This window comes from Actinomadura mexicana (assembly GCF_900188105.1).
Taxonomy (GTDB): domain Bacteria; phylum Actinomycetota; class Actinomycetes; order Streptosporangiales; family Streptosporangiaceae; genus Spirillospora; species Spirillospora mexicana.
Map to the genome: position 1 here is coordinate 441,099 of NZ_FZNP01000003.1, position 22,683 is coordinate 463,781.

Below are 22,683 nucleotides of genomic sequence, written 5' to 3' on the forward strand. Positions count from 1 at the left end.
TTGACAAATAAAGCATGCGGCTCGCCCTGTCGCGTGGACAGTCATGCGTGACACACGGGGGCGGCACACTACAAAGGAGACCAGATGCACCAGTTGACCGATTACGTGCTGGCCGTTCGCACCACCGGGTCACCTCCGGCGATCGAAGGGGTCAAGTCGGTCGACCTTGTTCCGGGCGACGACGAGGACGTGATCGCCGCGACCATCGCCGGCCTGCGGGCGAGTGGCCTGACCGCGGCCGACTTCCGATCGCGCGTGATCTACCTCGCGCCCGAGGACCCGAACTGCCTCGTCCCGTACGCGGCACTGTGCGGCTTCGCGGGCCGCCGCGTCGACGCCTATGCCGGCGGGACCGTTCTGGAGTTCTCACGGCTCGACCCGCAGGGGGAGGCCTTCACCGACGCGGGCCGGCCCTCCGCCTACCTGGAGTGGGGCCAGGTCGGCGGCCAGGAGGCGGAAGGCGTCCCGACCGTGCAGGTCGGCTCCGGCGCCCAGCAGCTGGTCACCCCGGAGGCCGCCACGGTGATCCGGTACGCGGCGCGGCTGCGCATGGTCCCGCCGGACTCGGCCAGGGACGCGCTGGCCACCTTCGTGCTCGTCGCGGCGCTGCGGCGGCGGGCCGACGACCGGTTCCCCTACCTGTCCACCGGGAACGAGCCCGCCCCGGTCACCAAGGACGATCCGACCCAGGGCATCGACCTGGAGAAGCTGCGGCGCGAGGCGGCCAAGTACCGGCAGGAGCTGCGGGCCGGGCGCCGCGGCGCCGACATGGTGCCGCCCGTCCCCGTCTCGCCGCACAACAAGCGGATCGCCGAGGCCAAGTCGGTGGACGTCCGGACGGTGCTGACGCGGCTCGGCTCCTCCTCCGACGACGGGAACCTGTGGCACTGCCCGCGTCCGAGCAGGCACAGCAACGGCGACCAGAACCCCTCGATGAAGGTGTACGGGGACAACCGGACCAGGTGCCACCGCTGCGACGCCGAGAAGGTCGGTCCGATCCGGCTGGTCATCGATGTCCTGGGGGTCACCCCTGACGAGGCCGCGAGCTTCATCCTGGACTCCGACCGCGTCGTGGACATGCGTACTGCCTGAGCCGTCCCTGGCGGCCGGGGGCCGTCCGGGCAGGGGGAACCGATGGCCGATTCGCAGGGCCGCGCGAACGTGGTGCTGCTGACCGTGGATGGAGAGCAGGTGGGCCACGTTCACCGCAGTGTCCTCGATCGGGTCGCCGAGATCGCGGGCCGGCTGGGCTGCCGCGACGCCGTCGCCCTGGCCGGCCCGCCGGTCACGTTCGGCGGCTCCTGCGTGCCGCGGCTGCTGCGCGACCTGGAGCAGGTCATCGCCTACGCGGACGCGGCGCAGCGGACCGGCTGGGTTTTAGGCGATCTCGCCGTCGCCCCCGGCGATCGGGCGGTGCCGGTGATGGACACCGCGCAGGGCAGGCTCTGGGCCCACCCCGTCCGCGGCTTCGAGCTGCACGGGGCGACGGGGGTGCGCCGGGTCGTCGAACTGGCCGAGGCGCCGGGGACCCCGCAGCGCGCCCCCCTGGCCCGTCTCATCGCGCCGCTGGCCGAGGCCGCGGCCCGTGCGAGGGTGCTGGAGATAGGCGAGGGGAAGCACAAGCGCGCCGTGCACCTGAGCTGACATGCGAGGGGCGCCGCTCGCCGGACGGTGAGCGGCGCCCCCTCGTCGTTCCCGGGGGAACCGGGCGCGGAGCGTGGGCGGCGCCGCGGCTCCGGTGGCGTGCGGTCAGCGGTCGATGAGCCGCTCCGGCGCGGCGGACGGCCCCGTGACGGCGAACCGCAGCGCCGCCGGGAACTGCGTCTCCGGGTTGGCGATGAGGCCGCCGACCTGCCCCGCGCCCGCCATCTCCTCGGCCACCGCGCCCGGGCGCACGCCGAGCACGTAGTCGGCCTCCATCGGGCTCACCGCGGTGACGCACCCGGCGGGCAGCGTCGCGTACGCCCCGAGGAAGACGCGGCTGCCCTCCGGGATCAGCGAGGCGAGCGCGCGGATGACGATCCGCGCGGCCGGGCCGGTCACGGTCACCGTCTGCATCTGCTGCAGCGCCTGCCGGATCCGGGCGAGCTGGTCCCCGCCGACGACGCCGCTGGCGACGAGGGCGTTGGTGTTCGGGACCGTGCCGCTCCGCCGGCTGATCACGACGGAGTCGTTGACCTTCGAGACGACGAGGCCCCGCTTCTCCCGGGACGCCGTGATCGTCTTGACGGCCCGGCGGGACGCGGCGAGGTTGGGGAACCCCGGGATCTGGCGGATGCCGCGCGCTCCGCACACGGTCACCTGGGTCCCGTGGACGTGCACCTCGTCGATCGTCTCGTCGCGCATCAGCTCGCCGAGCAGGTGGGTGCCGTTCAGCACGTGGTAGACCCTGCTGGCCATGGCCGGATCCCCGCCCGTGTGCCGGGTGAGGACCTCCAGCCAGAGTTCGGCCACCCGCGGGCGGAGCGTGGTGGCGATGCGCTCCGCGATGGCCCACGCCGGGTCCGCCGCGGGCGGCGGCTGGGACGTGGCGGCTTCCGCGGGCTCCTGCGGAGTCTGGGCGGCCTGCGGGGCCTGCGGGGCCTGGGCGGTCTGCGGAGTCTGGGCGGCCTGCCGGGCCTGGGCGGGTGCCGCGGTCTGAGTCGCCTGCCCGGACGTCCCGAAGGGCGTGCTGCGCGTGGTCCGGTGATCCTGCGAGGGCGCGAGGGCCTGTTCCGTCCCGCCCGCCTTCGGGGCGGGCGGGGCTTCGGCGTCCTGTGCGTCCTCCGGGTCCTTGGGAGGCTGCTCCGCCGGCGCGTCCGCGGGCTCGTTCGGCTCCGGCTTGCGGGGCCTCTCCTGCGCCTTCGGCGTCGCGGCGGCCGACGGCGCCTGGGCCTCGACCGCCCCGGCGGCCGCTCCGGCCACCGCCTGGTCGGACGGCGCCTGATCGGCAACCGCCTGGTCGGACGGCGCTCCGGCGGCCGGCGGCCCCGATGCGGGGGCGGCGCCGTTGGCGGAGTCGTCCCAGGCGGAGAACAGCGACGCCCAGTCGTCCTGCGGACTCTGCTGCCCGGCTCCCGTCTCGGAACCCGCGGTGGAACCGTTGACGGACCCGTTGGTGGAACCCGTGGCGGCGCCCGTGTCCGCCGGTGCGGCGGTTCCCGTGCCCGCCGGTGCGGCAGTTCCCATGTCCGCCGGTGCGGCGGTTCCCATGTCCGCCGGTGCGGCGGTTCCCATGTCCGCCGGTGCGGCGGTTCCCATGTCCGCCGGTGCGGCGGGGGCGGGGGCGCCGGTCACCAGGAGCTTGTCCTGCGAGGGTTGCTCGTCCGGCCCGTCGTCCTCCTCCTGGCCGACGCCGATGGCCGCCCAGAAGTCCATTCCGGTGGCGGGCTCATTTTGCGCTGCCATATGGCCGCTTCCTTTCTCGTGATAGGGCCGGATCGAGGATGATCACTTGGGGTCCATGCCGAGGAGCCTCTTCAGCAGGCCGCCCCGGCCGCCCCCCGGCTGCGCCGCCAGGGACTGGCCGAACACCGGGTCCCCGGTGACGAACTGGAGGATCTCACGGAAGGTCGCGTCCAGGTCCGGGCCGATCTGCAGCGCGTTCAACCGGCGGTTGTTGGCGGCCTGCGTCCACTCCAGGTCCTCCGGGATCATCCCGACGAACCGCCAGCCGGGCATCAGGTCCATGACGTCCTCCGGGCTGCAGTCCACGTCGGCGCGGGCCCGGTTGAGGATGAGCGACAGCTTCTCCGGGTCGACGCCGCCGCTCCGGGAGTGCCGCGCCATGGTGATCGCGCTGAGCCAGGCGCGCGCGGCCTCCAGCGTCACCCGGTTGGGCTCGACCGGGACCAGGATCGCGTCGGCCTCCGGCAGGATCAGGTCGGTGAACGTCATGTGGTAGAGCTCGGCGACGGGCGTGTCGACGAACACGAAGTCGAACGCCTGCCGCAGCACCGTGATGATCCGCCGGTACAGCATCGCGTTGATCAGTGCCGGGTCGGCCATGGTGATGTCCTGCGGCCCGAGCAGCGTGAACAGGTCGGCGTCCGGGATGTGCGCCAGGTGGGCGCGCACGTTCTCCACCCTGAGCGAGCCGTTCGCCCGGAGCAGGTCGAGGACCGTCGGCGTCTCCACGTTCAGGTACCGCGCGACGTCGGCCTGCTGGAAGTTGGTGTCGACCAGCGCCACCCTCCCGGGCCGGCCGGCCGCGTGCAGATGCCTGGCCGCGTAGACCGACAGGTTCACCGCCGTCGTGGTCTTGCCCACGCCGCCCTTGGCCGAGGCGATGGCGATGACCCGCCCGAGGGGCGCGGCGGGCGTCTCGGCCCTGACCGGTGCGGCCGCCGCCGTCTGCTGCGGGCCCGGCCATCCGTTCGAGGACGGCTGGGCCGGCATCGGGTTGTGGTCCTGCCGCGTCGCGAACCCCGCGTCCGGCGCCGGCTCCGCATGGCCTCCCGGGACGGGCTGCTGCCCCGCGAACCCCTGCTGCACGGGCGCGGCCGCGGACCACGGCTGGTGGTTCGGCGCCGCGGCGGGAGGCGCGGGCGGTTCGGCGGCCTGCGGCGGCACGGCTCCGGGCGCCTGCGCGAAGGACGGAGGCTGCGCCGGGTTCGGGTTCCAACCCCCGGCAGAAGGCCGGCCGGTGGCAGGTGGCTGTTCGGTGGGCGCCTGGGCGGGTGCCTGGGCGGGTGGGTGTTCGGCGGGCGGTGGGGCGGCCGTGAAAGGTTGGGCCACCGGCTGCTGCCGTCCTCCGGCCTGCGTCTGGGACGCGGCCGGCGGCCGGGGCGCGGCCGGTGCCGGGGCGGCGGGCTTGGCCGGGGGCGGGCCCGTGATGCCGAACAGCGCCAGCAGGTCCGACATCTTGAGCTGCCCGCCGATGACGTGGACGCCCGGGGCGAAGGTGTCGCCGCGCTCCGCGAAGTAGCCGTGCACGAGCACGGTGAATCCGCGGCCGGCGAGCCCGTTCGCAAGGACGGCCACGCCCGCGCCCGGGAGGTCCTCGACGAACCCCGGGGCGAACATGAAGGCGGCAGGGGAACCGACCTGCCCGCTCTTGGACAGGTCGCGGAGTACCGCCGCGGAGGCGGCGTCGTACACCGCGGAGAACCGGCCGGTCTCCCGCAAACTCCGGGCGACGCCCGGGTCCCCCGCGACGACGAGGTTCGGCGCAGTTGCCATCACTCAGTGTCCTCAGCGCTCTGGTTGTCACCCGGTCGGCGAAGCGGCCGGAATCTCTAATAGCGACTGTGCGGACAATGATGGATGCCGCCAGCCCCGGTTGCCGGACTGTCTCCCTGAGAGCCAACACGACCAGGGAGATGACAGCACATGGTCAACCTGAGGGCGGCGCTCGGACGTGTCACCGGGACCAGCCGTGCAGGCCGTTCCGAGGCCGACACCGCCACCATGTGGACCACTCCGTACGCCTGGCGTACCGCCGACGGCGTCTACGTCGGCTACAACGGCGAGGTGTGGATGTACCGCACCGTGCGGCTGTCGCCGATGAAATGGGAGGACCCGGCCGAGCAGCTGTCCATGGCGGCGCCGCTGGCCAGGCTCCTCGGTGACCTGGGCCGGACGTCCCGGCAGCCCGTGGGCGGGTTGGCGACCCTGTCCAACAACCGCAACGTCCACCTGGTCTCGATCACGTGGGACGACCTCGTCACCCCGCCGAAGGAGAACACCGACGAGCTGCGCGCCTACCAGGCCGAGGCCTTCGGCTTCCTGGCCCCGAAGCGCGTCCTGTTCGTCGGAGTGCAGCTCCGGTCGTCTCTCATGGACAAGACGTCCCGCGCCGGCAAGGGCTCGCAGGGCGGCATGGGGACGATCAAGGCCCTGACGGACCTGGTCAAGGACTCCATGGCCGACGACGTCCCCGACCTGTCGGACTACCAGAAGGACATGGAGCACATCGGCTCGATCTTCAAGCGGGCGGACGCGCAGGAGCCGACCCGGCAGGAGCTCGACCAGCTGGAGTCCTGGTACAACCTCGGGCGGGGCCCGGACGCGGTGATCGAGGAGATGCCGACCCGGCTCGGCGTCACCGGCATCGGCGAGCTGGAGATGGCCGCCGTCATGCGCTTCGACCAGCCGATCATGCCGTCCCCGGAGGCCCAGTGGGCACTGGACGTGATCAGCCACCCCGGCGACGCCCCGCACGTGATCTCGATCAGGGCCGAGCTCGAGCCGGCCAACCTGACGCGGGCGAGGGCCCGCCGGGCGCAGCGCCGGATCATGTCCAACATGGAGGAGGAGCGCAAGACCCAGGACCTGGAGAAGGTCGAGCTGTCCCAGACCTTCCAGCAGGCCAAGGAGGTCGAGGACTACCTCGCGAACTCCAACCAGCCCATGCTGGCCAGGTGCAGCTTCATCATGGCGCGGGAGGTGACCGACGCCACCGAGACCTACATGGAGTTCCTGGCCCAGTACTACGGAATCCAGATGAAGGCGCTGGAGCACCGGCAGATCCAGGCCCTGGAGGAGACCCTGCCCTGCTCCTCCGTCCGGGTGAACCCGTTCCTGCAGGACGTCAACGTGCCGATGGTCTCGCACGCCGGGCTCCAGGCGTTCTCCGACCTCGGTGACGACCTCGGCGTCTACGGCGGGCTCATCGACCCGGACGGCACGCCGTTCTTCGTCGACCCGCTCGGCGCCCCCCGCAAGAACCTGCCGCCGGTCTTCGGGATCTTCGGGGACCCGGGCAGCGGCAAGACCTTCTTCGCGCAGTCCGTCGCCACCCAGGCCGCGCTGAACGGCCTGCCGGTGATCTTCGTGAACCCGAAGGGCGGCGACTCCCTCTACGGGATGGTGGACTACGTCCAGCGGCTGGGGATCCCCGCCGGCCGGGTGTCGATGTCGGCGCTGGAGGAGTCGCCCGGGGCCTTCGACCCCTTCCGGTACGCGCCGCCGACGATCGCGGCCGAGATCGCGAACGTGCACATCCTGTCCGCGCTGGACGACGCCCGCGACGGGCTCTCGCTGTCGGAGCGGCTCGCGCTCGGGTCCGGGCTGAAGCGGGGCGCGCTCAACGGCGCGCGCTGCGTCTGGGACGCCCTGCAGTACGTCCCCGGCGACGACGCCGAGCGGGTGCGCGGCCTGGTGGAGCAGCAGATGGAGGCGTCCTCCATGTTCTCCCTCGGCATCGCCCTCCAGCCGCTGCCCCGCCTGGACATGTCGCAGCGGCTCACGCTGGTCGACTTCGACCGCGAGCTCGGCCTGCCGGAGGGCAAGACGCCGAGCGAGTACTCGGTGTCGGAGCGCATCGCGCTGGCGGCGGTGCGCCTGGTCATCCGCGCCTCGCTGGAGATCCTCATCGCCAACCGCTCGGGCGTGCTGATCGTGGACGAGGCGTGGACCTTCCTCTCGCAGGCCGAGGGCCTGGCCTCGCTGCAGCGCATCTCCCGCGAGGGCCGGTCGCTGAACATCATGCCGGTGTTCCTCACCCAGCGGATCGCGGACGTGGTGACCAAGGACCTGGAGTCCTACCTGAGCCGGGTCCTGGTCCTGAAACTGAACGAGAAGCGCGAGGCGGAGACGGCGCTGCGGCTGTGCGGCCTTCAGCCGACCTCCGAGCGGCTCACGCAGATCCGTGAGTTCGGCCCGCTGCCGGCCGAGGACGGCAAACCGGCGCGCTGGGCACGCGGCATCTTCCGCGACCTGTTCGGACGGCACGCCCAGGTCGTCCTCGGCCCCACGCCGCCCGAGGCGGCGGAGGCGTACAGCACGAACCCGGAGGACCGCCGCAAGCGCGAGGAGGCGCGCAGGGAGCGCGAGGAGGCCGAGCGGGCCGAGTACGAGGCGGCCGTCGCCGCGGCCGCCCGGATGGAGCAGGCCGGTGCCGCGCCGCCGGGGCAGAACGGCACGGCCCAGGTGCCGGTAGCGGGGCAGGACATCAGCGCCGCGGCGCACACGGGGCACGACGTCACCGCCGCGCCGTCGCAGACGGGGGAGGAGCAGAACCCATGGCTCGTCGGCTGAGGACCGGCCCGGCACGCCGCGGCGACCCGCGGAAGAAGGGCGGCCTCGACCGGGCGGAGCCGGGCGGCGCGAAGGCGGCACGCCAGAGCCCGCGCCGCGCGGTCCAGCTGCTGGTGTGGGCGCTGGCGCTGACCGTCTTCGGCGGTCTGGCCCTGCTCGCCGGGCAGACCGAGGGTCTCGGGTCCGGCGGCCAGTCGTCCAACGCGGCCGCGCCCGCCGCACCGTCCGCGCCCGCCGCACCGTCCGCGCCCGCCGCACCGTCCGCGCGCGCTGAACCGCCCGCGCCCGCCGCTTCCTTCGCCCCGGTGGCGCAGTCCGGGACGGGGACCGGCGGGCGCCTGCTCGCGGCGGCCCCGGACGACGACGTCCCCACCTACGAGATCAAGCAGAACGACTGCGACGTCTACAACGAGGCGAGGACCTTCCTGCCGATGCATCGGTGGACGTCCTTCGAGCTCTTCGTGGTGGACAACGCCCGGATCTTCAAGACCCAGCGGTTCGTCTCGATGATCGCCAGCCTGATGTTCATGGCGGCGGCGCTCTGCTGGCGGATCATCGGCGCGCTCATGGGGTTCGGCTACTCGTTCGACATGATCTGCCGGGCGGCGGACCCGATCAACTCCGTCGTGCGCACCTTCTCCCTGTACGCGGCCTGGTTCCTGATCCCTTCGTGGATCTTCGTCATGGCGGCGGTGTTCCGGCGCTGGTCCAGCAGCGGCCACCGGCGGGGGCCCGCGGCCGCGTTGCGCCTGATCATGGTGTTCCTGGCCGCGAACGGGTTGATCTTCTTCATCGGCGACCAGGCCGACAAGCACCAGGACAACCCGACGTCGGCGTACACGACGCCGTGGATGGCCGCGACCGTCCAGGGCTGGTTCACCACCGCGTCGGACTCGCTCTACGACCTGCAGAAGATCGGCAGGGTCAACGACGGCGTGGCCACCAATCCCGTGTTCTACGACGGCCATCCGGACGGCGGGGCGGGCGCGGTCACGTGCGCGAAACTCGACGACAAGCTCAACGACGAGTACATGGCCCGCAACAAGGAGACCTCACTCGCCAGCGGAAAGCAGGCGATGGTGCAGGTGAGCAAGATGTGGGAGATCTCGCTCGTCCGTTCCTGGCAGGCCGCGCAGTTCGGCGAGGGGACGAGGCCGTTCCCCTCGCCGGCTCACGCGTCCTGCCGCTGGCTCGAAGCCAACGCCGATGTGAGCACCGAGAGCAAGCTGGAGGCCTACGACCTCGCGACCGGCCACGCCAAGGGCACCACCACGTCGAACTCGGCCCGCGGGTACTTCATCGACCCCGCCGCGGACGAGCAGATGATCATGATTGCGTGGGGTGCCTGCAAGGCCAACGACGACGGGCTCGGCAGCGCCCACACGATCCCGCAGTGGGACAAGGCCACCGACACCAAGGACAAGGCGAAGGCCTGCGAGAAGCTCTACAGCAACGTCACCTACGAGGACGACAAGAGCGGGCACCAGTTCACCGTCGCCGGCATCGATGTGCTCTGCTTTCTGTGCGACAACGGCACGATGGGCACGTTCTACTTCAACGGCGACGATGAGCTCAAGAACAAGCTGGGCAACTGCTACGCCAGCGAGCCGGCCTGCCAGGCCGACTGGGACTTCGTCAGCGCCTGGCTGGGCAAGAACCAGGCCCAGCGGCTCACCCAGGGCCTGATGTCGATGATCGTCGCCTTCGTCTTCCTGTTCGTCATGGGACCGATGGCGATCGGTATGACGGTGTCCAGTGTGGGTCTGGCAGCCCTTGCAATGATCTTGCCATTGACATTGCTGCTGATCGGAGCGGGCCTGCCGCAAGGCATGAGACTGCTCAAACTCACCGGAGCGGCGGCGGCGGGTGACGCCCTCTTCACCTTCGGGCTGACGTTCCTGACCATGCTGACCGACACCACGTACCAGGCCATCGAGGCGACCACCAACGATGCCACGCCGAACTTCTTCCAGCAGGTCGCGCAGGGCGCGGCCCCCCTGGTGGCGCTGTTCCTGTTCAGGAAGATCAGCAAGATCCTGAGCCTGGGGGACATCTCCTCCACCACGGGGGCCACGGGGTTCGCCTCGGCCATCGTGCTGCGGAGCAGTGGTGACCGGAGACTGTCGCGCAATGCCGGCCAGCAGGTGTCCCAGCGCCTCGGCCGCCTCGGCGTGGGCAAGGCGCGGCTGGCCGCTCTGGACGAGCGGTCGCTGCAGCGGCGCATGCTCAACAACCGCGCGACGAGGGCGGTCGCCGGTGCGGCGAAGCGCGGTGCGCAGAAGGCGACCCGCCCGATCACCGACTGGGCGAAGGACAGGTACGACGGCGGCCGCGCGCGGCTCCAGCAGGGTGTGAACGCCCTGCAGCACAAGGCCGCGTCCGGGTCGCCCGCGCAGCGTGCGGCCGCGTACGCCGGGCTGACCGCGGGTCTGGCGGGCCTGACGATGGTGGCGCCGCCGGCGGTGCTGGCGACCCTGCCGCTGATGGCCTTCACCGGCGGTGCCGCCTCTGTCCGTGCCGGCCAGGCGCTCGGTGATCGGTTTGGCCCCAATCTGCTCGGCCGTCCCGGCGCCGGCGGCGACGGGACGGGCATGGCGGCGATCTCCGCGGCGGGCATGCCCATGGCGCAGAGTGCCCGGACGGGCCTGCGGGAGGCCGATGACTGGCATCGCAACATCATCCGCGTCGGCGACTCCGAGGAGCAGCGCCGGCTGACGGCCCAGCATGCCGAGGATGGGCTGAACATGCTTCGGGCCCGGCAGTGGGGTGAAGGGCAGCCTGGCGGGCTCAGACCGGAGTTCACCGGGTTCGTCAACAACGAGGAGAAGATGCAGGCGCTCGCCGACATGGCGAACGCGACGGGGCTGTCGGCCGACCAGATTCTCCTGGGCAACCATGGTCTGGCCATTCCCGTTCCGGCCCAGGTGGACAGGCGGACCGGTCAGCGGGCCTTCCCCGAAGGAGCCAGCATCGAGCAGGCCTCGCACCCGGTTCACTACCTCGACCGGTACACCTTGCGGCGACAGATGGTCGACGGGGTCGAAGAGAACGACGATCAGTACATCGCCCGGCTCACCGCGCAGTTGAGGGAACGCGGCTACGTCAATGACAACGGCGAGGTCGTCGATGTCTTCGCGGCGCATGGATTCGACACGCGCCTTCCCGAGGTGCGGGAACGAGTGGCGCGTTTCGTGTCCGGGGGCAGGGACGAGGAGCTGTCGAGAATTGTGATCAACTCTCGGCGGGCCGAGGACACGGCCGTCGCGGCGTCCCGGGAGTGGGCCGAGATAGAGATGCCGAGCGCAGACAGCCGCCAACTGCGCGACGTGCGGGCGGTGACCAGGGTGGTGGACTCCGCGCGCCGCGAGATCCGAGACTTCAACCAGATACGCATCGAAATGCCGGACGGCGCTTTCGTATCGGCCGGGGATCTCCACAGCCAACTGGAAGACGAGATCTCCACCATGATGAGAATCGCCACGGAGACTATGAATCTGCACGAGGCGAGGAACGCGAGGACGATCACCAGGGAGTCCTACGAAGACGGTTTCGACCGGCTCACCCGGATGCAGCAGAGCTCCGCCCAGGAGGTCGACAGGCTGAGCGCGCTGTTCCGTGACGTGGTCGACAGTTCCCGTGAGGCGCGGGGTGTCTGCGATCTGCGGCTGCAGATGGCGGATCCGGGCACCATGATCGACGCCGCCGAGCTGGCACGGATCGCCGACCAGGTGACCAAGAGCAACCAGCAGGCGCAGCAGCAGTGGCACCAGGAGATCGAAAAGCTGGCAGGCGCCATCTCCCAGAAGCCGAGGAACGCAGCTTCCGCGGCTGCGATCATCAACGAGCTCGACCGCTTCCAGGACGTGCTCCAGCAGCAGACGAAGGACGAGCGCCGGCAGAACCAGACGGTGTTCGAGCGGCTGAAAGATCTTGAGGAGACTCTCCAGACCAGCAGGCGGATGAGCCAGGTCGACCCCCGGCAGACGGCGAGTCGGCCGGTCGACATCCGGGCGGAACTGCGGAAGATGTACCAGGACGAGATGTCCAGGACCTAGCCGGAAGGCGCCGAGAGCCGAAAGAAGGACCGGCCTCCACCCCGCTGGGGTGGAGGCCGGTTGTTGTTGTCGGGGTTCGGGTCGTGTTCCCGCAGGTTCGGGGAACCTGCGCCTGCGTAGGCGTTCAGCTGACGCCCTCACAGGGGTTGTAGTCGTGCTTCTTGGAGCATGACTCGAACCGCTTGGCGTACTCGGTGACCTTGTCGTCGAACACCTGAGTGGAGTCGATCTTCTCCCACACGAGCTCTTCCACGCCGAAGGTCTGGTCGAACTGCAGACGGGTCTCCCCCTCGATGAGCTCGGCCGTGACCGGCCCGCGGTCGCCCAGGTCGTTGAGCTGGAACCTGCTGCCGGTGCCCATGCCGTTGAAGGGCTTGGCCTTCGGGTACTCGACCTTGCGGCCGTTGCCGTCGAAGTGCACCAGGGTGTAGGTCCCGGTCACCTGGCCGCCCTCGGGGTAGACCTTGAAGTCCAGCAGGGCGTGCTGCTCGCCGTGCTCGACCATCGCGATGACCCGGCGGGGCTGAGTCGCCGGGGCCGTGGTGGTGACCTTGGCTTCGGGCTGGTCGCTGCCGCCGTCCGAGCCGGTCATCTTGACCAGACCGAACGCCAGACCGGCGGCGGCCAGTACGGCCACGACGGCCAGGACGATGAGCTGGATGCGTCGGTTGTTCGGCTGCTCGCTGTTCACGGTATTTCCTTTCGGTGAAGGCGCGAGAAGCCGGGTGGTGGACCCGGCTTCTGTGCGCGTCTGATGAGATGCGAACGGGGCCGGGTCGGCTCTGTTTGCGATATTCTCCTCAATTGTCGCGTATAGCGCACTGGCTTCGCAAGCGGAAGGTGCGCTTCCTCCGCGTTCGTGAGGATCCCAGGTGGTGCGGCCGAATAAAAATGGCCGAGCCGCCGATCCGGCGTGATCACGATCACGCCGGATCGGCGGCCGTCGCGGCGGAACTTTTTACACCTTGCTGGCGTCGACCCAGCCGACCCATACGGCTGTGGGATATGCGCGCTCCACCTTGGAGACGTCTCCGGTTTGATTGGTGTGCACCTTGTAGCCGTCGGCCAGTTGCATGGCCACATGGCCGGAAGTCGGCTCCACGAGATCGCCGGGTTTCGCCTGGGAGAGCTGGATCTGGCGCGCCCAGGAGAGAGCGCGGAGGGTATGGGTGGTGGGGGCGTTGCTGCCCTCCGGGTACAGTTTCGGAATCGCGCCGCTGTCACGGTAGGCCCGGGAGACGAAGCTGGAGCAGTCGGCCCACCCAGGGTCGTTTCTCTTGTTCCTCTCACCTTTCTTGTCCGGGGCGTAGGGCCAACCGAGATGGGTGAGCGCCCACTTGATCGCCATCGCGGCCTGGGGTGTGCGGGCGTGGGCCACGGAGTCCACGCACAGCTTGCGGATACCGATCTTTTCGGCCCCTTGCCGCAGGGTGTTGTTCGGGGCGTTCTCGGGACAGCCGTCAGGCCCGACCGTCACCTGCACGGCGCCGTTGTCCACCGTGCCGCCGCCACCGGTGGCGAGCGAGCCGATCAGTTTGCCCGCGCTGTTGAACGGGGGGATGATTCCGCCGAAGAACCAGGCGTACTCGACGGCGACCTGCTCCAGAGGGAGCAGAACCCCCTCGGTGTTGCCGAGCCGGGACCATGCCTCGGTCGCGTCCGGGGCGATCGGCGCGCCGACCGGCTTCAGCGGACGCAGGGCCAGCCGCGGAATGACCAGGGTGTCCTCACCGACGACCGGTGGCATCTCGGCGTTGGCGGCCTCTCTCCCCTGGTAGTAGTTCTTCAGGCCACTGAGGTTGGCGTTGATCGTCTCGTTGCCCGCCACGTCGGCGGCGACCTGGGAAAGAGTGCTGTTGTACCCGGGGGCCCAGGACCCGATCATGCATGCGGGATCGTTTTCCGGGTCGGTGATGCCGTGGGCCTCCTCCACCGCTTGCAGCTTCGGCTGCCATTCGCTGAACACCTTGTCGGTGCTCGGGGGTTCGTCCAGCGACGCGAACTCGGTCGCGTACGGGGCGATGTCGGTGAGGAACTTCCGCATCACCGTGATGCACTCGTCCGAGGCCTCGAAGCCGTTCTGGCCGGGGCCGATCTGCGAGAACAGCTTGAGGTCGGTGCCCATGGCGATGCTGAGCTTCTGCCAGCCGCCGACCATCGGCTGGAAGTTGCCGAGGTCGTGCGGGCGCTCCTCCGGCGGGACCTTCTCGACGGACAGCACCAGCTTGGCGGCGCCGGCGATGTTCTTGTCGACGTCGCACCGGTCCTCGACGCCGGCCTCCTCCGCCTCCTTCTTGGTCATCGGGAAGATGCCCTGGCGCGAGTCCTTGCCGTTGTCGCACCCCTCGGTCTTCCACTTGCCGGCTCCGTAGCTGACCGACATCGCCTCGTTGACGAGGGTCTCGACGGCGGCGGGACGGTTGTCCTGTACGGAGTACTTGAACCCGCCTTCCTGGTACTTGCCGCCGGTGACCAGGTAGAGGTTCTGGATGCGGTTGGTCTCGCAGCGGAAGATCGAAATGATCTTGAAGCTGACCGACCACGGCTTCTCGGGGTCGTCCGGCGGGGGGACGGCGCAGGGCCCCTCGGGGTTGGCGGTGCGCTCCACGAAGATTCCGGAGGTCGCGATGACCTTGCTCCAGTACTTGCGGGCGTTCTCCTGGTCCTTCTCGTTGCCGTCGGGCTTCCACTTGGGGCTCTTCGGGTCGCGGTGCACCCTCTCCGCCGCCTTGACGAGCTCGAAGGCGACGAAGTACGAGGACTGGCAGGGGTTCTGCGGGTCGAGGCCGTGCATCCGCATCTGGCCCGAGGCGGCGGGAGTGAGCAGGTACGGCCCGCTGCCCTGGTTGTCCTTGCCGCCGATGTCGGGATCCGGGTCCTCGACGTCGCATCCCCAGGCGCGGAGGCCGGGGCGCCCCGCCTCGGACGTCCCCGCATCCGCGCGGGGTGCTGCTCCCGCAACCGTGCGGGGTGCTGCTCCCGTGTCCGCGCGGAGCGCGGCGGTCGGCGCCCGCGGCCCGCCGGGCGCGACGCGGTACGAGGCGGGCTGCGCGGCGCCGGATCCGGCCGGGTGCGCCTGCGCCGCGGCCCGCATCTTCGTCATGACGCCGTCGACGTACTCCCAGGCCGTCGGGTTGAAGTCGCACGCCCCCGGGCACTGGTCCCACTTCTCCGGGTTGGGGCCCCAGCTCCCCGTGAAGTGGTCGACCGCGATCGGCTGCCACTTGTGGTACTTGTTCCACATCCTGAGGACGTCTTCTTTGACCCGGCGGTCCTGCACGCTCGGCGGAGCCTCGCACGCCCTCGCGTAGCCCCCGTAGTTGTTCCAGGTGCTGGTGATGTACTGGTAGGCGCCGCAGGCGGTGCTCTTACTCGTCCCGGCGTTGCGGTCGTAGACGCCGTTCGACTCCTGCATCCGCAGGGCCCAGAGGAACCAGCCGAGCTGGTGGCTGAGATCACCGTCCGGCGGCGCGACGTGGTTGCTCCCGGTGCCGGGCACGGTGGCGGCCGAGCCCGCGCCGGTCACCCCCTGGACCGGCCCGGGTCCGGCGCCGACGGTGTTGCTGACGTTCACGTCCACGCCGCCGGTGCCGTCGCCGGTGCCGTTCCCGCCGGGGACCTCCTTCGACTTGCGCCCGGGGTCGCGGTCGACGTTGTCGTACGGGCTGTAGCGGGCGAAGTCGGTCTGCGCCTTGGCCAGACCCGCCAGGATGGTCCAGGGGACCTCGGAGTAGTCCTGCGCGCTGCCCGAGGTCTGCTCCGACGCCTGCTTGAGGATCCGCTGCCAGTTGCCGGGGAAGTACTCGGCGACCTTGGTGTCGGAGGTCTGCTCGGGCTGGGACTCAGGGACGTCGTCGTCGACGTTGACGCCCAGGATCATCCCGGCGATGAGGACGATGCAGAGGAACGGGATGAGGATCGGAAGGCTGGCGGCGAGCAGCATCTTGAACTTGCCGTGCTTCTTGTCCTTCTCCGACTTCGAGCCGTCGGCCCTGTCCTTGCTCTGGCCCGCACCGGCCGCGTTCGGGGCGCCCCCCTTCCGGCGCCGGAAACCGTCCCAGAACGACTGCGGTATCTTCTGGCCGATCTTGGACTGCTCGAACTTGTCGAGCGCCTTGCCGCCGGCGCTGGAGTCCTTGACGCCGTCGTAGACCTTGGGCGCGTACCGGTCGGCCAGGGCGCGGGCGCCGATGTCGGCGGCCTGCCCGAGGAGGTTGAGGCCCTTCTCCCCGAGGTTGTCGCCTTCCGGAATCGACGGGACGTAGTTCGCCGGGAGGCCCTTCTTCGCGGCCGCCTCGCGCAGCTTGCCCTCGGCGAGTTCGCCGGCCGCCTTCTTGAGCCCCTCCTTGGGGTCGCTTCGGGGCGCCTGCTCCGATGGCGTGCCGGTGGGCGGGGCCTTGAGGTCCTTGGCCAGCTGCGCGGCCTTCGCGGCGGCCTCCAGCGCCCGCTGCATGCCGAGCGGGTTGTCCTTGTCGAGCTTGACGGGCCCGCCCCGGAGCGCCGCGTCGCCGTACGGGTTCGTCCCCTTGCCGTCCACACCGCGGTCGATGGCCGACTGCTCCGCGAGGATGTCGGCGACGTTCTGCGGCTGCTGGGCCGCCGCGGCGACGCGGGGGTCCGAACCCAGAGTGGCGACCTCCTCCGGCGTCAGCTCGGCCAGGTCGTCCGGCAGTGCCCCCTCCGCCGCCGGCTGCAGCGCCGTCGGCACGGGCGGCGGCTGGGGCGGGTCGTCCTGCAGCTCATCGCCGTTCAGAGGCCGCGGTGAGACCTCCGAGCCCTTCCTGGGGCTGCTGTCCTCGTCCATCCAGGGCATTAGCCGCTACCTCGGTTCCGGTACCTTGCTCGGCTCTGCGCTCACCCCCCGGGCGCGGGAGACGATCGACCATGACCGTCCGCCGATTCGCGTTCAGGGCAAGGGAATGCCTGAATGCGGGCGCCGAGTGTGCTAACCCGCCCGCACCGCGTATCCGCGCCCGTCCGGCTCCACCAGGAGGTCGACGACATCCGGCCTCGCCCCGCTCGCGTGCGTGATCGTCGCGCTGAACCGGTACTGGCTGTTCCCGGTCTTCGTCGGATCCGCGACGGTGATCCCCTGCACCGCCGATCCCCGCGGCATGGCCTTGGCCGGAGAAGGCCGCGCCGTGCCGATGATTGGAATGGCCTTCCAGTTCCCGGTCACGATGGCCCTGGCGGAGGCCGCGGCCACGTTGAGGGCGCCGGCCGGGACGACCGTCGCGCCGCCGTCCGTCATCGGGACCCTGGTCGCGGCGGTGGCGGTGAAGTTGGCGGCGGCGGCCCCCGTCGGAAGCACCTGCGAAGGGCTCCCGGACGGGGTGGGCGTCCCTTCCCCCGGGCTCGGAGAGGCGGTGAGACCGCGGGGGTCGAGTGTCTGGACCTGGTAGCGAGGCGCCTGGCTCGCGGAGGTGGCGGTACCGGAGGAGTCACCGTGGTCGAACACCGCACTGACCAGAAGCATCAGGATGATGCCACCGACACCGGCCCATACCGCGATGTTCCACCACTCGGGCAGCTCGGTCTCCTGGAAGAGGCGCCGCCGCCGGAAGCCCTGGCGGGCGTAGTCGGTCAACTTCGGCATGCCTTTGACCGTCGCGGGCGAGGAGGTCCGGGCAACCGGAGGGCGGCGACGTGTCGCGAATCGTTATGGCGTCCGCGCTGCAACCCCGCACGGTTCCAGGCATGAGCGAGGAGGACGACCGCGTCAGGGGGCCGGCGATGCTGGCCGCCACCAACATGCTGAAGCCGCCGCCCGCGGTGATCGGCAGCCTGAACAAGGACATCACACTGCCCCGGACGGTCCGGCTGACCACGCTCATCGCCGTGATCGTCGGGGCGGCGCTCGGGTTCCTGATCGCCTTCCTCGTCTTCGGCCCGGGGCTGAACGCGCTGATGTACGGCCCGGTGCTCGGCGGGGCCGCCGGCTGGGCGGCCGTCAGCCTGTCCCCGCTGAACGGGGAGTCGCTGGCGACGTGGCTGGGGCTGCAGATCAACGGGAGCCGCAACCGCAGGCTCTACGTGGACGGCCGGCCGGTCCGGCTGTACATCGGCATCTCGCCGCTGCGCCGCACCGCCGCGGGCACCGTGCGCATGCTGCCCGGCGGCGTCCCGGTGGACGCCGTCCGCTGGGACTCGCGCGGTTACCCGCAGCAGGAGATGCCGGGGGCGAACCGGCTGCGGGCGCCCCGCCGCAAGGGACGCGGGCTGACGGCGTCCACCCAGCTGTCCAGCGGCCGCCGCCGCGGCCGGAGCGCTCGCCGCCGCGGGTGACGCGGCCGGCACTTGCGCATCCGCGTGAGGGCCGCACGGTCCTGGCTGCAACACGACAAATAGAGGAGGGACGATGCCGGAACAGTCACCCACTCGTTTCACCATGGTGCCCGCCCGGCGTTCCAGTGAGCCGACCGCTCGCAGGCGGGCCAGGAGGATCCTGGGTGCGCTCTTCCTCGCCGCGGGGCTGAGCATCGTCGCGGTGTTCGTCGCCCTATCGAAGGGCAGCGACAAGCCCGACCTGTCGTCGGTCACCCCGCAGGGGCGCGACCTGTCGTACACCGCCGCGGTGAACTTCCTGGCCGGCAGGCAGCAGGACGTGCCCCGCGCCGCGTCCTTCGACCCGGAAGCGGCGTCCGTGGAGGGCCCTGACGGGCGCTCCACCGCGCTCGACTACCGGGCTCTGAACTGGGTCGGATTCACCCCTCGGCATTTCGGTACGGAGAAGCTCGGCTTCACCGACTTCGAGATCCATCACTACCTCGTCGTGCTGAACGATCAGGGGGAGGGAGCCACGCAGGCTCCGTCCCCGGCGGGAAGCGGCACGCCGGCCGCGTCTCCGACCGGAGGGGCGTCCGCGCCGCCGACCGGCGGGGCCTCCGCGGCTCCGAGTGGAGGGGCGTCCGCGCCGCCGACCGGCGGGGCCCCCCAGGCCGGAGCGACCGGCACGCCGTCCCCGGGCACGACGGCCGACCCTCAGGGCACTCCCGCGGCCGGTGGCAGCGAAACGCCGGCGGTGAGCTCGCACGTGCTCCAGCTGGACGTGACGGTGCTGCTCGACCCCTCGGGGCCCCGTCTGGCCTCCTCCCCGGCCTTCTCGGTCTGGAAGAACGGTGCCGGCAAGCCCGAGGGAACCGGCGACTACACCAATTACCGGCAACTGACCACGGAAGTCAGTGCCGAGTCCAAAAACCAGATTCTGCGATGGGCGGCGGCCTACGCCACGGGTGATTCGACGGCACTGCTGGCCGTCACCGGTGACCAGGACGCCAAGCACCGCTACGAGGGCCTTTCGGGGTTCCGCCTGGCGGACTCCTCCCAGGCCGTGCAGATCCTTTCGGCGATCAAGACGCTCGACGACCAGCTCGTCGTCCGGGTGCGGATCATGCTTGCCAGAGCCGAACAATCCGGGACGGTCCCTGGAAAGAAGGGAAACGTCCAGCCATTCACTAATTTCGCCGACTTCGACCTGCTGGTGGGAGCCAGTGGGGCGCAGCCGCCGGTGCTCGCGTGGGGACCCGCCGGTTCCGCAGCGGAACTGGATCCCTACAGCAACGCACTGAACAACTGACCGGGACCTCAGACCACGGAGGTAAAAAGGATGTCAGTTCCTGGTTTTCACATACTCGCGGGACCGGAACTCGGCCAGACCGGGGCCGACAGTTTCTTCACCTCGCCCGCGGGCAAGGCGCTGGTCGCGATCTGCGGCGCTGTTGCGGTCGTCATCGTCGTGTTCGGGGTCTTCCGGATGATCAACGGCATCGGCCGGGGGCGTCCGGGCGAGGCCTTCAAGTCGCTCATCTTCGCTCTGCTCATCGGCGGGATGCTGTTCAACCTCGGCCTCACCGTCCAGGGGGTCAAGATGATGAGCAACCTCGTCGGAAAGATCTTCTCCAGCGTCGACCAGGTCGGCAACAGCGGCTGATGCGGGAACCCCAGCCTAAGGAGTGAACGTGGCGGACCCGAGAGGGCCGGAGAGCAGGCCCGCGGACCTGGCCGGAGGCGGCTACGTCTTCCCCACCGTGGTCCTGCTGGTGTTCGCGGTCGTCCTGGCCGTGCTCATCCCGGCCCTCTGCGCTTGGGCGCTGCTCATCGCGCTGCGCCGGTTCCTGGCCCGGCGCGACTGGGTCATCGTCTCGCTGGCCGGCGTGGTGGGGTTCGCCCTGCGGGCCAAGGACAACGCCTACGCCTACGGCTACTGGCTGGCGAGCTTCGCCGACGTCGGCCCGGGACAGCCCGGGAAGGTGCCCGTCACCGTCCTGCTGTCGCTGACCGCGGTGCTCGCGGGCCTCTTCGGGCTGATCGTCGGGAGGGCCAGAGGGTCGGCGATCATGACGCTCTCGTCCTTCCTGCGCAAGAAGAAGAAGTTCGTCGACCTGTTCGACGGCACCTGGTTCCGGCAGAAGGAACTGGTCGACGACCCGATCACTCCCCGGGACGGCCGGCGGGAGATGCTGAAGAAGCGGGTGTCCACCCGGGTGACCGTGGCCGACATCCCCGCGGTGCACGGCCCGTACGCCACGGAGAAGGCCAGGAAGACGCCGATCAAGGCCAAGGCGATCCCCATCGGGCTCGGAGCCAAGGACCGTCCCGTGTTCCTGAGCACCCAGGAGATGGGCATGCACGGCGCCGTCGTCGGCTCCACCGGCAGCGGCAAGACCGTCACGCTGATGTGGATCATCGGGGCGGCGCTCGACATGGGCTTCGACGTCACCGTCCTGGACATGAAGGAGGACACCGAGCCGGGAGGGCTGCGCGACTTCCTGCGCGCCTACGCGCAGGCGCACCGCGTGCCGATGCAGGAGATCGCCCTGGGCGACGAGCAGCCGGCCTTCTGGTTCAACGCCCTCGCGGGCATGTCCGCCGACGAGGCGTTCGACACCATCATGACGATGGTCGAGTTCGACGACGCGTACTGGCAGGCGCTGAACCGCAAGGTCCTCCAGCAGGTCGTCCAGATGCTCCACGAGGCCTCCGAGATCGCGCCGGACCGGTTCGCCCCGCCGAACATGCTCGAGATCGGCAAGATCATGGAGCACGGCGAGAACATGAAGGGGGCCGTGAAGGAGCACGTCCTCGCGATCGACGGGGTCCGCGGCTTCGGCCACTGCACCGAGCGCTACACCAACGTGCTCCGGCCGTCCCGCGACGAGGGCGTCTCCGCGGCGAGCTTCGGCACCAAGCTGACCGGTCTCTACGACTCCGGTGCGGGCCGGCGCATCCTGGTCCCCGGCGGGGACCGGCAGATGATCGACGTCCGGCGGGACGGCCTGACCTACATCGGGCTCAACTCCCTCGGCCAGCCCGACATGGCGAAGATCCTCTCCTCCTCGGCGCTCCAGCGGCTGTCGGTGTACGCGGCGCAGCGGATCCAGGGCCGCGCCCCCAAGGACCGGCCGCGGCTGATCGTGGTCGACGAGGCGAACTTCATCGACCGCGAGATCGCCATGAACATGCTGTCCCGGGTCCGGTCCGCGCTGTTCAACATGATCCTCTGCACCCAGGGGCCGACGGACTGGATCGACAAGGACGGCGACGACTGGTCGCGGCTCACCCAGAACATCAACTGGCTGATCGCCATGGCCCAGTCGTCCCCCGAGGCCGCGGAGAAGTGCGCGGACTTCCTCGGCATGCGCGACAACAACAAGTTCAGCGAGCGGGTCGGCCAGGACGGCCACACGCAGAACCTGCAGGCCATGGGGGAGGAGCAGTACATCGTCTTCCCGAAGGAACTGCGGGCCCTCGGCACCGGTGAGGGGTACCTGCGGGTCAACAAGCCGGCCAGCCGGGTCGAGTACGTGATCATTCCGATGCGGAAGCAGGAACTGGACCGCTACGAGCCGCCCTCCCCCTACGGCGTCCCGGCCACGCTCCCGCTGGGCGCCCCGCAGGGGATGAGGGGGCCGGTGTGAGGCCGCTGCGACGCCGCCCGAAGGACGAGGCGCGGTCTGGGGAAGAGGCGCGGTCGAAGGAGAAGGCGCGGCCTGAGGACGAGGCGCGGACACGGCGGATCGACTTTCTGGCGGTCGCGCTGGAGGCCTCGATCGTCGTCTTGCTCGGCTTCGTCCTCGCGGGCGTCTCGATCGGGCTGCTCATCCTCCAGTACGGGGACGTGGTCACGTTCGACGTCGGGGACGTCGTCACCGCCGGCGCGGCGGGCGTCGTCGCCGGCGCGGTGGTCCGGCTGAACGTGCGGCTCCACCGGCGCTGGAAGAAGACGATCGGCAGGTTCACCGCCGCGGCCGCGCTGTGCGCCCTCGCCGCGGCCGTGGGAGCGCTCGTGGTGCTGGTGCCGGGCGAGTGCCCCGGCGGGCTCTTCAGCACGGGCCGGTGCGGGGTGCGCGAGGCGGCCGCCTGGGGGCAGGTGGCCGGGCTGGCCTCGGTGCTCAACTTCATGATCGCCGGCGTGGCGCTGACGTTCTGGCGGCTCGCCCGGCGGCTCGCCCGGGAGGTCCGGGACGTGATCCGCGACGGGGCGGAGCAGGGCGTCATCTGGTTCAGGGCGCTGAAGAACATCCGGGGACGCCGGGCCGGCGCGCGCGAGGCCGACGGGGCGGCGCGCGGCTCGCAGGACTCGAAGGGCCGGCCCACGCCGCGCCGCGCCGACGCCGAGCGGGCCCGCCGCAAACGGCTCCGCGCCCGGGCCTGATCCGCGGCCAGGGAC

14 protein-coding genes are annotated in these 22,683 nt (G+C 70.6%); 9 read left to right on the forward strand and 5 right to left on the reverse strand.

The features are described from left to right. Positions 1 to 84: 84 nt before the first annotated feature. Both CHC11_RS10525 and CHC11_RS10530 read left to right on the forward strand, forming a co-directional pair. Positions 85 to 1,092 (forward strand): hypothetical protein, encoded by a 1,008-nt coding sequence (locus tag CHC11_RS10525; protein ID WP_089311443.1) that lies wholly within the window; start codon positions 85 to 87, stop codon positions 1,090 to 1,092. Positions 1,093 to 1,134: 42 nt separating this feature from the next. After that, the gene (locus CHC11_RS10530; protein ID WP_089311444.1) at positions 1,135 to 1,644 is read left to right on the forward strand and encodes a hypothetical protein; all 510 of its coding nucleotides are present in this window, start codon (positions 1,135 to 1,137) and stop codon (positions 1,642 to 1,644) included. A gap of 105 nt (positions 1,645 to 1,749) precedes the next feature. Here the strand turns inward: CHC11_RS10530 and CHC11_RS40170 are convergent, their stop codons facing one another. Together CHC11_RS40170 and CHC11_RS10545 are read right to left on the reverse strand one after the other, a co-directional pair. After that, complete coding sequence (locus CHC11_RS40170) at positions 1,750 to 3,387, reverse strand: hypothetical protein (RefSeq protein ID WP_143227001.1); 1,638 nt, start codon at positions 3,385 to 3,387, stop codon at positions 1,750 to 1,752. Positions 3,388 to 3,429: 42 nt separating this feature from the next. Then, entirely contained in the window at positions 3,430 to 5,160 is a 1,731-nt protein-coding gene (locus CHC11_RS10545; protein ID WP_089311446.1) for a CpaE/TadZ family protein, read from the reverse strand. 150 nt (positions 5,161 to 5,310) lie between these two features. Between CHC11_RS10545 and CHC11_RS10550 the strand changes: the two genes are divergently transcribed. Together CHC11_RS10550 and CHC11_RS10555 are read left to right on the forward strand one after the other, a co-directional pair. Then, on the forward strand, positions 5,311 to 7,959 hold the full coding sequence (locus tag CHC11_RS10550; protein WP_089311447.1) for an ATP-binding protein: 2,649 nt from the start codon (positions 5,311 to 5,313) through the stop codon (positions 7,957 to 7,959). Beyond that, positions 7,944 to 12,014, forward strand: coding sequence for a hypothetical protein (locus CHC11_RS10555; protein WP_089311448.1), 4,071 nt, complete (start codon positions 7,944 to 7,946; stop codon positions 12,012 to 12,014). Before CHC11_RS10550 ends, CHC11_RS10555 begins: the two co-directional genes overlap by 16 nt. A gap of 124 nt (positions 12,015 to 12,138) precedes the next feature. Here the strand turns inward: CHC11_RS10555 and CHC11_RS10560 are convergent, their stop codons facing one another. The 3 genes from CHC11_RS10560 to CHC11_RS10570 all read right to left on the reverse strand — a co-directional run bounded on the left by CHC11_RS10560 (position 12,139) and on the right by CHC11_RS10570 (position 17,610). Further along, on the reverse strand, positions 12,139 to 12,705 hold the full coding sequence (locus tag CHC11_RS10560) for a hypothetical protein (RefSeq protein WP_089311449.1): 567 nt from the start codon (positions 12,703 to 12,705) through the stop codon (positions 12,139 to 12,141). 267 nt (positions 12,706 to 12,972) lie between these two features. Next, the gene (locus tag CHC11_RS10565; protein ID WP_143227002.1) at positions 12,973 to 16,818 is read right to left on the reverse strand and encodes a hypothetical protein; all 3,846 of its coding nucleotides are present in this window, start codon (positions 16,816 to 16,818) and stop codon (positions 12,973 to 12,975) included. A 141-nt stretch (positions 16,819 to 16,959) separates the two neighbouring features. Further along, positions 16,960 to 17,610 (reverse strand): hypothetical protein, encoded by a 651-nt coding sequence (locus CHC11_RS10570; protein WP_089311451.1) that lies wholly within the window; start codon positions 17,608 to 17,610, stop codon positions 16,960 to 16,962. A gap of 101 nt (positions 17,611 to 17,711) precedes the next feature. Between CHC11_RS10570 and CHC11_RS10575 the strand changes: the two genes are divergently transcribed. The 5 genes from CHC11_RS10575 (at position 17,712) to CHC11_RS10595 (ending at position 22,668) form a co-directional block, all read left to right on the forward strand. After that, on the forward strand, positions 17,712 to 18,299 hold the full coding sequence (locus tag CHC11_RS10575) for a hypothetical protein (RefSeq protein ID WP_143227003.1): 588 nt from the start codon (positions 17,712 to 17,714) through the stop codon (positions 18,297 to 18,299). A gap of 73 nt (positions 18,300 to 18,372) precedes the next feature. Further along, on the forward strand, positions 18,373 to 19,590 hold the full coding sequence (locus tag CHC11_RS10580; protein WP_143227004.1) for a hypothetical protein: 1,218 nt from the start codon (positions 18,373 to 18,375) through the stop codon (positions 19,588 to 19,590). A 30-nt stretch (positions 19,591 to 19,620) separates the two neighbouring features. Further along, entirely contained in the window at positions 19,621 to 19,944 is a 324-nt protein-coding gene (locus CHC11_RS10585; protein ID WP_089311454.1) for a hypothetical protein, read from the forward strand. Between the two features lie 28 nt (positions 19,945 to 19,972). Beyond that, on the forward strand, positions 19,973 to 21,931 hold the full coding sequence (locus CHC11_RS10590) for a type IV secretory system conjugative DNA transfer family protein (RefSeq protein WP_143227005.1): 1,959 nt from the start codon (positions 19,973 to 19,975) through the stop codon (positions 21,929 to 21,931). Then, positions 21,928 to 22,668 (forward strand): hypothetical protein, encoded by a 741-nt coding sequence (locus CHC11_RS10595; RefSeq protein ID WP_089311456.1) that lies wholly within the window; start codon positions 21,928 to 21,930, stop codon positions 22,666 to 22,668. The genes CHC11_RS10590 and CHC11_RS10595 overlap by 4 nt, the downstream gene beginning before the upstream one ends. Positions 22,669 to 22,683: the final 15 nt, after the last annotated feature.